Source organism: Mesoterricola sp. JemC181 (assembly GCF_055384585.1).
Map to the genome: position 1 here is coordinate 4,553,894 of NZ_AP045076.1, position 11,319 is coordinate 4,565,212.

Genomic DNA, 11,319 nt, shown 5'->3' on the forward strand with positions numbered 1-11,319 from the left:
AAGGTAGTCTGAAGGGCGACAAGGATGCCGCCCATGGACCCTTCCCGCCGCCCCTCCCTCCTTCCCTCCGCGCTGGCGGTCCTGGCCGCGCTTCCCTCGACGGCGGCCGGGATCCAGGCCCCGAATGCGGCGTGGCGCACCCTCACCACCGCCCACTACCGGATCCACTACCCGCCGTTGCTGTCGGACTGGGCCCAGGACGTGGCCTCCCGCGTCGAAGGCATCCACGCGCAGGTGGCCACCCTCGTGGGCTATGAAAGCCCGCGGCCCGTCCAGGTGGTCCTGGTGGACCCCATGGCCGATCCCAACGGCATGGCCGTGCCCCTCCTGTCCAACCCCTACGTGATCCTCTGGGCCACGGAACCCCGCAGCGACGATCTCCTCGGCAACGCCCTCGGCAGTTGGACGGAGGAACTCGTCAGCCACGAAATGACCCACATCCACCACCTCATGCGCCCCAGGCGCGCGCAGACCGTCCTGGACACCCTCTTCGGCCTGCCCATCGGACCCCTGGTCCTGAAGTGCCCCCGCTGGGTCACCGAGGGCTATGCGACCCTGGCGGAAGGCCGCATCACCGGGTCCGGCCGGCCCCACAGCGCCCTCCGGGCGGCCCTGATCCGCCAGTGGGCCCGGGCCGGGAAACTCCCGTCCTATGGAGCCCTGAACGGCACCCAGGGCTTCCTGGGGGGCAGCATGGCCTACGAGGTGGGCTCCACCTACCTGGAGTGGCTGGAGCGTCAGCGGCCCGCCCAGCCCGAGGTGCTCCGGAACCTATGGAAGCAGCTGGCCTCCAAGCGGAACCGGTCCTTCGATGAAGCCTTCCTCGCGACCTTCGGCTTCTCGGCGGTGGACGGATACCAGCGCTTCCAGGCCGAAGCCGCCCACGACGCCCTGGAGTGGGAGCTCCGCCTGAAGGCCCAGGGCCTCCGGGAAGGCGAGCTGTTCCTGCGCAGCGGCGGCGGGCTGCGGGACCTGGCCGTGAGCCCGGACGGCACGCGGCTCCTGGCGTCGCTGGAAGCCCGGGGGCAGTCCGGCCTCCGGATCTGGAAGCTGCAGGACCCGGACCCCCCGAAAAAGCCCGCCAAGGCCGATCCCCTGAACCTCGTGACGGACGTGGCCCCGGAAAGCCCCGCCCGCACGCCCGCGGCCTCCCTTCCCGCCCTGGACCACCGCACGCCCCACCAGGCGGAATGGGTCGACGACGCCACCGTACGGTTCCAGCTCAAGCATGCGGACGCGGAAGGGACCCTCCACCGCCGTCCCGCCCTGTGGCACCTCGGCTCGGGGGTGGACCGTGCCCCTGGATCCCTGCCCCCTGCCCGCTGGCGGACCCTCGAGCCCGTCCACCGCGGCGCGGTCTGGGTTCTGGAGCTGGAGGGCCGGCGGGTGGCCCTGCCGGGCCAGGCGGTGGGCAAGGCCTTCGTGGACGAGGCCAGGGGGCTCCTTTGGGCCGGGTGCGAGGTGGACGGCGGCGTGGAGGTGGTGAAGGTGCCCTTCACGCGCGACGGGGGCGCCCCGGCCTTCCAGGCCCCCCAGGTCATGACGCGCACGGTGGCCGGAGCCTGGAACCCGGCCCCCAGCCCCGACGGGAGGAGCCTCTTCTTCACCACCCTGGACGCCCGGGGCATGGAGATCCGCCGGCTGGACCTGACCCTGCCTCCGCTCGGGGCCGCGCCGGCGCCGGAACCCCGGTTCCTCACCGCGAAGGCCGTCCTGGCCCCCCCGGCCGAACCCGTGGCCCTGCCCCGGGTTCCGGGCCCCCTCCCCTCCGTCCCCTACCGCGCCGCGGCCAACCCGTGGATCCAGCTCGGCTCCGGCGCGAGCCTGGCGCCATCGGGATCCAGCTGGCAGGTGGGCCTGGCGGGGGCGGACCTCCTGGGGCGCCTTTCCTGGCAGGCCCTGGCGGGCTTCGGCGACGGCGCCGGGCCCCGGGGCGCGGTTGCGGGCGTCTCCAGCGCCGCCTGGGCCTGGCGGCCCGCGTTCACCGCCTTCAGCGCCACGGCGCGCCCCTCCCGCCAGCGGTTCGCGCCGGTGGCCGCGGACACCCGGCGCCAGGGCCTGGAGCTTTCCCTCACCTGGGACGACCGGGGGGAGGTCCCCTTCTGGTTCAGCCCCGTGGCGGCCACGGAGCGGGTGGAGCCCCTGGATGGCGGCGCCGCCCGCACCCGGAGCATCCTGGGGCTCCGGGCCGGGATGCAGGCCCTGTGGGCCCGGGGCGCCTGGGGCATCGCGCTGGTTCCGAACGTCCAGTGGTTCCCCGGCGCCACCGCCGGGAACCGCTGGAACCTCCTGCGGGCCGAGGTGGCCCTGCGCCTGGAGAATCCCGGCGTTCCCGTCACCCTGCGGACCTCCGGGGGCCGGATCACCCAGGGCGGCGCCGGTGGCGAGGCCTTCCACCTGGGGGGCACCGCCACGAGCCTCCTGCCCGCGAGCCTGGAATGCAACCAGGTGGAGCAGCCCGCCCTGCCCGCGCATCTGGCCGCGGGGGACCGCTTCCTGCGGTGGCGGGGGGAGGCCGGCGGCGCCCTCCGCGCCTACCTCGAGGGCACCGCCCTGTGGGACCCGGGACCGGGACGCCCGCCCTTCACCCGGGTGGCGGGCCTGGAATACACGTTCGACAATCCCCTGGGCGCAGCCAGCGAGCAGGTCCTCCGGCGCATGCGGATCCAGGCCGGCCTCCACCGGCCCCTGGACGGCGTCATGAAAAACCGCGCGGTGGGCACCCTCACCCTCCTGGTCCGCCCCTGAGGCCACCCCATGGCGCTGGCGTCCCTGGTCCTGATGTCGGCCCTGCTCCACGCCCTTTGGAACGCCCTCCTGAAGAAGGCCTCCGACATCGAGGCCGCCTCCGGGGGCATCCTGGCCATCTCGTTCCTGGCCACGGCGGCCATCTGCCCCTTCCTTCCGGGGCGGGCCTTCCCTTCCGGCACGTCCCTGGCCTGGGGCCTGGGGGCGGGGGCCTTCGAGGGGCTGTATTTCCTCGCCCTGGCCAGGGCCCTCAGGACCTCCCCCCTGGGCTGGAGCTACACCTGGATGCGCGGAGGCTCCCTCCTGCTGGTGTGGCCCGTCTCGGTCCTCCTCTTGGGCGAGTCCCTCCGGCTCTCCTCCGCCCTGGCGGTGGGGACGGTGGGCGCGGGCCTGGCTTTCATGGGCCTCGCCCCCGGCCGGGGCGCCGGCCGCGGCAGCCTGGCCTGGGCCGCCTCTGTGGGCGCGGCCATCGCCGGCTACACCCTCTGCTACAAGTTCAGCCTCGCCCGGGGGGCGCAGGCCATCCCGCTCTACGCGACCTCCATGGCCGTGAGCCTTCCCATCCAGATCCTGGCGCGGGGCCTCCCGCGCCCGGACCTCGTCTCCTCCCAGCGGGCCCTGGTGCTGGGGGCCGGCCTGCTGTGCACCGCCAGCTTCCTGCTCTACCTCGAGGCCCTGGCCCTGGGCGGCGCGGGCCTCGTGGCCACCCTGCGCAACACCTCGGTGGTCTTCGCGGTGGTCTTCTCCAGGGCCCTGGGGGAGCGCCCCACCTTCCGGCAGTGGGCCGGTGCCTGCCTCGTGGCCGCGGGGGCCGCGGGCCTGGCCTGGCCCTGATCACCTGGCCCCGGGTGGCGCCGGCGGTTGGCGCGGGGGCCCCTGGGCCCCGCACCCGAAGGCTGCCGCGAATCCGGGCAGTCCGGCCAGGGACGCGTTCACGCCGTCCCGCACCGCCCCCTCCCGCGCATGGATTCGCCGGCTCTGGGCATAGGCCAGGAAGAAGCGCTGCTCGGGGGTGAACCCGTCGACGGACGGCCGCGGCCGGCCTTCCAGGCCCTTCTGCAGCGCCGCGAAGGCGGCCTCCAGGCCGCCCGGGCCCGGGAGGTTCCCGTCCCGGGTGAGCTCGTGGCCGATGAGGACGCCGAGGGCCCCGAGATTCGACGCGTCGTCGGCCCTGGGATCGAAGAAGGGCGGCTGGAGGAGCCCCGCGGGCAGGTAGAGCTCGTTGAGCCGCGCGTCGTAACGGGCCTTCACCGCGGCGGAGGACCCGGGCCACCGGGATCCGTCCACGGGCCGGCCCACCAGGGCCACCTGGCTGCGGAACGCGAAGGCCGCCGCCCGCTGTACGTTGCCAAGGTAGCCGGATCGGTCCACCTTCAGGGCCGGTTCGTCCCGCCATTCGTCGGGGTAGCCCACCTTCACGGCGAGGGCGTCCAGCCTGTCCAGGGCCGCCGCGCGGACGGGCGGAGTCAGCCCGGGCAGGTCCCGGATCCGCTCCCTGAGCGCGACGCACACCTGGGCCGCCAGGTCCTGGGCGCGAACCCGGGACCTGGGAGAGAAGGTCCGGGCCACGTACATCCGTCCCAGGGCCCCTCCCAGGGCCGCGTCCGTGGCGCGCGCCACCCGCTGCCACCGCGGCGGGGGCCGGCGCGTCCCGTGGAAGGCGAAGGAGGCGTCCTCGAAGGCCCCGCCCAGGAAGGGGGCGCTGGCGTCCAGCAGGCGCGCCTTGAGGTACGCCCGCCACTGGGGCGCGGGCGTATCGGCCGCCATGGCCGAGAGCCCGGCCAGGAACGCCGGCTGGCGCACCAGGAGCTCCTCGCGGGCGCCGATTCCCGCGGCCTCGAAATAGGCCCGCCAGGGAAAGCGGGGCGCGAGGGCGGAGAGGTCCTCCTGGGACAGCCGGCGGCAGGCGGCCATGGGATCCCGCCGCTCCGCCTGGGTCATGGAAACGCCGGCCAGGCGCCGTTCCATGTCGAACGCGATGCCGGCGTGGGCCCTCGCCAGGGCGGGCTTCTCGCCCGCAAGGGTGAACAGGCGCGCCAGGTAGTCGAGGTAGGCGGCCCGGGCCTCGCGGCTCCCCTCGGCCAGGTAGTCGTCCCGGTCCGGCATCCCCAGCCCGCCCTGGGCCAGCTGCGCGACGTTGACCGTCCTGCGCCTTTCATCAGGACCCACCGTGAATTCGAAGGCGGCCCGGGCGCCCGTGAGGTGGAGCCGCGCGAGCTCCCTTCCCAGGCCCGCCAGGTCCCCCATGCCGTCGATGCGGGCCAGTCCTTCCCGCAGGGGCGCCAGGCCCCCCCGGACGACGGAGTCCGTGTCCATCCCCGACGTGAAGAAGTCCCCCACCTGCCGGGGAACGCTGCCCTCGGGGGCCCCGGAGGCTGCGGCGTCCTCGAGCGCCTCGCGCAGCACCGCTCCGACGCGCGCCTCCATCTCGTCGAGGGCGCCCCAGGAAGGGCGGTCCGGGGGAACGGGGTTCGCCCTCATCCAGCCGCCATTGGCGTACCGGAAGAAATCCATGCACGGCGGGGTCGCCGGGTCGAGATCCGCGGTGCGGATCCCGTGGACCTGCGCGCCCAGGACGCCGGCCACGAGGCAGGGAAGAAGGAACCGTGCCGCGCGAATCAAGGAACACCTCACGTATCATGATGCTGGGGGCCTTCCGGGCCTGTCAATGCGGGGAGCGGCCATGAAGATCCACCTGTCCCGGTTCGTATGCATGGACGTGGAATCCAACCTCGTCCGCATGGAGGAGGAGGCGGCCCGTGCAGCCGCGGGCGGGGCGGACCTGGTGGTCTTTCCCGAGGGCTTCCTCCACGGCTACCGGCGCACCCTGGACCCGGCCCTGGCCCGCGCCCGGTTCCGGCGCGTCTCCGGGGACCACCCCCGCACCGGCTTCGTCTTCGGGTCGATCACGGAGGAGCGGCGCAACCGCCTCACGTTCTGGGAGGGCGGGGCCGAGAGGGCCAGCTACGACAAGGTCCACCTCTTCCGGCCCAACGGGGAGTTCGACCTCTGGGAGCCCGGCGACCGGTACGTGGCCGTGCGGTTCCGCGACTGGACCCTCGGCCTGCTCAACTGCAACGACCTGCGCTTCCCCGAACAGGCCCGGGCGCTGCGCCTCCAGACCCGCTGCGACGCCCTGGTGGCCCCGGCCTGGTGGCCCTGGCGGCGCGACCACGTGTGGCGCGCCCTCCTCCAGGCGCGTGCCATCGAGAACGGCGTGTTCGCGGTGGGCTGCTGCGTGAGCGCCTCGGAGCACCCGCTGGAAACCTTCGCGGGCGCGGGCAACCATGTGTTCGACCCCCTGGGCGACCCGGTGCGCACCCTGGACGACCACACCTACCTGCTGGACGCATCGGTGCGGGACGGGCTCCTGGTGGATCCCCTGGAGATGTTCGTGGACATCGGGAAGGTGGAACGCTTCTAGGCGTGCACCGACGCCGCGGCCGGAAAGAGCAGCCGGAACCGGGTGCCCGCGCCCATGGACGAGCTCACCTCCACCCGCCCCTGGACCCGCTCCAGCAGGACCTTCACCGAGGCCAGCCCCAGGCCCGTGGCGGTGCCGGGATCCTTGGTGGTGAAGAAGGGTTCGAACATCCTGGCGCGGGTCTCCTCGGGGATGCCGGTGCCGGTGTCCTCGACGTCCAGGTACGTCTCGCCGGTGAGGGTCTCCTTGCCCACCGCCACCCGGATCGTGCCGCCTCCGGGCATGGCGTCCCGGGCGTTGGCCACCAGGTTCAGCAGGATCTGCTTGAGGTCCTCGGTGTGGATGCGCACGGGCGCCGGTTCCTGCCCGGGCTGCATGACCAGGTGGACGCCGCAGGGCACCAGGAGCTTGAGGAGCCCCTCCAGCGCGCCCAGCTCACGGCGCAGGTCCCTCACTTCCCCCTCCTCCTGCAGCCGCCGGGAGAAGTCCATCACCCGCGAGGACAGGACCGCCGAGCGCTCCACGGCCTGGATGATGGCCTCCACGGCGAACCCGGAGACCTTCATTCGGCGCTCCAGTTCCATCTGCAGCACCTCGGCGGCCGACAGGATGGAGCCCAGGCCCTTGTTCAGGTCGTGCACGAGCCCCGCACCCAGCACCACCACCGCGTTCAGGCGCTCGTTGAGCAGGACCACGTCCTGCATGCGCTCCAGTTCCACCGTGCGGCTTCGCACCCGCTCCTCCATCTCCCGGTGGGAGGCCATCAGCTGCTCCTGCAGGAGGAACTGGCGCAGCACCAGCGAGGCCGTCATCAGCAGGAAGACCAGAAGCACCCCGGGTCCCGGAGGCCTGCCTTCGATGATGGCCACGACGATGAGGGTGGAGGTGGCCAGGAAGGGGACGTGCAGCAGGAGGCCGGGAAGGTGGTTCCCCAGCCGGGCCTCCTCGGTGGGGACTTCCGCGGCGTGGCGCGTGTAGGCGGCCAGGAAGAGGGCGCCTGTGATGAGGGGCGTCAGGGCGAACCAGGGGGACCTGGCGGCCACGTCCATGCGCGCCATGGAATGGGACAGGAAGGCGCCCTGCACGAACAGGAGGCTGCAGTTGAGCAGCAGCCACCCCAGAGGCCCGCGCAGGCGGCGGGGGTCCCCGGCCACCAGGAAGGACGCCAGGCCTCCCGCCAGGACCAGCCTCGAACAGAGCGTGATCACGAAGATCCGGAGCGGAGGAGCGCCCTCCATGACCGGACTCCAGACGCCCCTGATCCAGGGAAGGAGAAGGAACGAAAGACAGAACACGAGGCTGCCCAGGAGGTTGAGCCCCCGGTGGCTGTCGCGTCCCCGCCAGGGCCAGCTCCACACCGCCAGGGCCAGGATGGCCGCCGACAATGGCGTCGCAGCGTAGGCCACGGCCCTCATCGGCGCGGCGGCGCCGGGAGCGATGGGGAGGACCAGCCAAAGGGCGTTGCCGAGCATGGAAACGGCCACCCCCAGAGCGAAGATCCGCCATCCCGTCCGCTCCTCGGGGAGATCCCGGGCCTTGGCCAGGGCCAGGGCGATGGTGGCGATATTGAAGAACAGCACCAGCGCGGAATGCACATAGTAGGGGCTCTTCCCCGGCAGGACCGGGAGGAGCGCCAGGAAGGCGAAGCTTAGGCATCCCAGGAGCGCGTAAAGCGCACCCGGCGACAGTATGTATGAAACATTACCCATAGCGCTCTGACCGCCCCAGCCCCTCCTTTATCGTCCATGGGCCCCTAAAACTCAACATCTTTCTGATGGTTAACATTCAAAATGAATGCCTTTAGCGGATTATCATACTCATTTAATATGTTATTTAATTAATGACATTAATTTGAACGGGACCGGACGCCCACGGATGCACAAAACCGAACACCTGGTCGTCAAACACTGGAAACCTTTCAATTAAATTCCCGTTCCCGCCGCTTCCGGGAAGTCCGGCCCACGGCCTTCACGCCCAGGCTCGCCCGGACAGAGCCGGGCTTTCATAAAAACGTTATCCCTAGTCCACGTTCAATCGGTAGCCGATGCTGGGCTCCGTGAGGAGGTACCGCGGCCGGGTCGGATCGGGTTCGATCTTCCGGCGGAGCGTCCCCATGTAGATCCGCAGGTAGTGCGTCTGGCCCTCCCCGGTGGGGCCCCACACGTCGTTGAGGAGCTGGGCGTGGGTGACCACCTTCCCGGCCCGGCGGGCGAGGGCCTCCAGGAGCCGGTACTCCAGCGGCGTCAGCTTGACCGGCACGGCGTCCATGGCCACCTCCCGCTTCTCCAGGTCCAGGCACAGGGACCCGACCCGAAGGAGCGGCGTCTCCCGCCCGGACCCGGCGGCGTGCCGAAGGGCGACGCGGATGCGCGCCAGCAGCTCGGCGGCGCCGAACGGCTTGGTGAGGTAGTCGTCCGCCCCCAGGTCCAGGGCGCGGACCTTGTCCGTCTCCTGGTTGCGCGCCGAGATGATCAGGATGGGCTTGCGGCTCCAGTCGCGCAGTTCCCTCAGCACCTCCAGCCCGTCCCGGTCGGGCAGGCCCAGATCCAGCAGGATGATGTCCGGGTTGTAGCTGCGCGCCAGGAGGATGCCCTCGGCCCCGGTGGAGGCCACATCCACCTGGTAGCCCTGGGTGGAGAGGGTGGGCACCAGGAAGCGCCGCAGGGGCGCCTCGTCCTCGATGATCAGGATCAGGGGCTGCGTCACGGGGCGGGCTCCGGCGGCACGGGTTCAGGGTCAGGCAGCAGGGGGGGAGGGCCGTCCTGGGGCAGGCTGACGCGGAACCGGGCCCCGCCGCCCTCCTGGTCCTCGACCCAGATCCGGCCTCCGTGGGCCTTCACGATGGCGTCGCAGATGGCCAGCCCCAGGCCCGCGCCGCCGTCCCGGAGCTGGCCGGGCATGCGGAAGAACTTGTCGAAGATCCGCGCCTGGTATTCGGCCGGGACGCCGGGGCCCCGGTCCGACACCGCCAGTTCCATGGAATCCGGCGCCGCCCAGGCCTCCAGCAGCACCTCGCCGTCCCCGGCGTGGAGCCGGGCGTTGACGAGGAGGTTCTGGAGCACCTGCTCCATCAGCCCCCCGTCCAGGGGCACCGGGGGCAGGTCCGCGGGCAGGAGGACGCGCACCGGCACCGGCCCCTGGCGCTCCAGGCGCCCGATGGTCGAACCCACCACCTCGTCCAGGGGCTGCCATTCCTTGCGCACCCGGATGATCCCGCTCTCGAGCCGGGTGAGGTCCAGGAGGTTGCCCAGGAGGCGCGACAGGCGCTCGCTCTCCTCCCGGATCATCATCAGCAGGTCGCGCCGGGAGGCCTCGGTCAGGGCCTCCTCGGGCAGGAGCAGGCTCGTGGCCGCGCCCTGGATGGCCGCCAGCGGCGTCCTCAGGTCGTGGGAGACCGCCCCCAGCAGGGTGCTGCGCATGCGCTCGGTCTCGTTCTCCATGCGGACGCTGTGGGCGGTCTCCACGGCCCGGATCCGCTCCAGGGCCAGCGAGCCCTGCACGGCGAAGGCCTGGAGGAGGCCCCAGCGCTCCTGGGGCACGCGGCCCCCGGAGGCCAGGCGTATCTGGAGGAGGCCCTCGGTGCCGCCGGTGCCCGCGAGGGGCACGAAGGAGCAGGGCGGTTCGAAGAAGGGCTCCAGGGGATCCTCGCGGGCGACGGCGGCGCTGAATTCCGGCAGGAGCCCGGAGGGCGGCGCGCAGGGCGGTGCGTCGCCGCCCCCGGGCAGGCGGGTCCAGAGGTCCCCCTCCGCCGGCAGGAGCACCCAGGCCTCGGCCTGGAAGAGGCTCCGCAGGCGCCGGACCAGGACCCCGGCCACCTCCTGGACCGTGGAGCAGCGGGCCAGTCCCCGCCCCAGGAGCATGAGCAGAACGGTCTCCGCCTCCCGGCGCCGGCCCAGGCGGGTCTCCTGGCGCAGCTGGCCCACCAGGTCCACCAGGGCCTGGGCGCCCAGGACGGTGGCCGCGAAGGCCATGAAGCGGGGCCAGCCGTCCACCGGCACCATACCGGAGGCCCGGTTGAAGAAGAGACCGTAGACGAGGAAGGAGGCCAGGGTGGCCGCCGCTCCCACGACCCGGCCCCAGCGGTGGAGAATGAAGGCCAGGGCCAGGGCGAAGACCGCCGGCACCGCGGGGAAGCCGAGCACCACCGCGAGCGCCGCGGCGAAGAGGCCGGCCATCGTGAGGATCACCGCCAGGGCCCCGGCGATGCCCACCAGGTCTCCGAGGTTCCTCCAGGCGAAGTCCACCGGCGGGGCGGAGTCCAGCGGCAGCGGCAGGATGCGCACGTCCAGGTTGCGCCCGAGCATCTCCTTGGCCCGGGAGCTCTCCAGGCGGTCCCAGGGACCCCGGGCCCGGGTCACGCCCATGATGATGAGCGAAGGCGCGCGCTTGCGGGCCAGCATGAGGAGGCCGGCCACCACGGTGGGCCCCTTCAGCCAGATGACCTCGGCGCCCAGCTCGTGGGCCTCCTCCAGCCAGACCCGGGCCTGGTCGGCCTCCTCGGGGGTCTCCCACCCCGGCACCTCCACGTGGGCCACCACCCAGGGCCGGCCCTGCTCCCGCGCCATGCGGAACCCGGCATGCACCAGCCGCAGGCTCCGCGCGTCCGAGCCCAGGGCCACCACGATGGGGCCGGAGGCGGGGCTGGGATCGGAGGTCACGGGAGGGTTCTCCTGGGCGGCGGGTCTGCCCATGATGTCACAAAGCTCCAGAGGACCCGGGGCCTGCCGTCGGGCGTCCCGGGGGGAACGTAACCCGGGCCGCCGCCGGGTGTCCGAGGTACGAATCCAGGCGCATCCTGCCTCGGGGAGATTCCGGCAGGAGGTGTGGACATGGATTTAAATTGGATCTTAATAAATGCAATCGGCCACCAAGCACCCGTGGCGATGCATGCTGAAGGTCGAATCTAAAAATTGATAATATTTTGTTTATCATTTTGAGATCACCCGCTGGATACTATTCGAAAACAGCCGTAATGCGTACCATCCCAGCGCCTCTGCGAATCCCCAGCGCCTCTGCGTTTGATTCCTTCCGAGGTGGTTGCCGTCCGCCCATTCGGGGCGCCGCTTGCCCCTGGTAAACCCTTAAACGCAGAGGCGCAGAGGATTCGCTGAGGCGCTGAAAAAGAATGCCACCGAAAGGAACCGGCA

At 71.9% G+C, this 11,319-nt stretch carries 7 protein-coding genes; 3 read left to right on the top strand and 4 right to left on the bottom strand.

Annotation, left to right across the window (positions count from 1 at the left end):
- The first annotated feature begins 33 nt into the window (after positions 1-33).
- Together ACZ5MC_RS19985 and ACZ5MC_RS19990 are read left to right on the top strand one after the other, a co-directional pair.
- Positions 34-2,748 carry a hypothetical protein gene (locus ACZ5MC_RS19985; protein WP_464516611.1) on the top strand — a complete coding sequence of 905 codons (2,715 nt, stop codon included), beginning with the start codon at positions 34-36 and terminating at the stop codon, positions 2,746-2,748.
- Positions 2,749-2,757: 9 nt separating this feature from the next.
- A complete protein-coding gene (locus ACZ5MC_RS19990) occupies positions 2,758-3,582 on the top strand; it encodes an EamA family transporter (RefSeq protein WP_464516612.1) in 825 nt (274 codons plus the stop codon).
- On the opposite strand, the gene ACZ5MC_RS19995 is transcribed toward ACZ5MC_RS19990, so the two are convergent.
- Complete coding sequence (locus ACZ5MC_RS19995; protein ID WP_464516613.1) at positions 3,583-5,370, bottom strand: M13-type metalloendopeptidase; 1,788 nt, start codon at positions 5,368-5,370, stop codon at positions 3,583-3,585.
- A 61-nt stretch (positions 5,371-5,431) separates the two neighbouring features.
- Here ACZ5MC_RS19995 and ACZ5MC_RS20000 point away from each other — a divergent pair, with 61 nt between their 5' ends.
- On the top strand, positions 5,432-6,172 hold the full coding sequence (locus tag ACZ5MC_RS20000; protein WP_464516614.1) for a carbon-nitrogen hydrolase family protein: 741 nt from the start codon (positions 5,432-5,434) through the stop codon (positions 6,170-6,172).
- Here the strand turns inward: ACZ5MC_RS20000 and ACZ5MC_RS20005 are convergent.
- The 3 genes from ACZ5MC_RS20005 to ACZ5MC_RS20015 all read right to left on the bottom strand — a co-directional run bounded on the left by ACZ5MC_RS20005 (position 6,169) and on the right by ACZ5MC_RS20015 (position 10,863).
- The gene (locus ACZ5MC_RS20005; protein WP_306602254.1) at positions 6,169-7,767 is read right to left on the bottom strand and encodes a sensor histidine kinase; all 1,599 of its coding nucleotides are present in this window, start codon (positions 7,765-7,767) and stop codon (positions 6,169-6,171) included. The two genes, ACZ5MC_RS20000 and ACZ5MC_RS20005, sit on opposite strands and share 4 nt — an antisense overlap.
- A gap of 424 nt (positions 7,768-8,191) precedes the next feature.
- Positions 8,192-8,878 carry a response regulator gene (locus tag ACZ5MC_RS20010; RefSeq protein WP_306602255.1) on the bottom strand — a complete coding sequence of 229 codons (687 nt, stop codon included), beginning with the start codon at positions 8,876-8,878 and terminating at the stop codon, positions 8,192-8,194.
- Positions 8,875-10,863 carry an ATP-binding protein gene (locus tag ACZ5MC_RS20015; RefSeq protein ID WP_306602256.1) on the bottom strand — a complete coding sequence of 663 codons (1,989 nt, stop codon included), beginning with the start codon at positions 10,861-10,863 and terminating at the stop codon, positions 8,875-8,877. The genes ACZ5MC_RS20010 and ACZ5MC_RS20015 overlap by 4 nt, the downstream gene beginning before the upstream one ends.
- Positions 10,864-11,319: the final 456 nt, after the last annotated feature.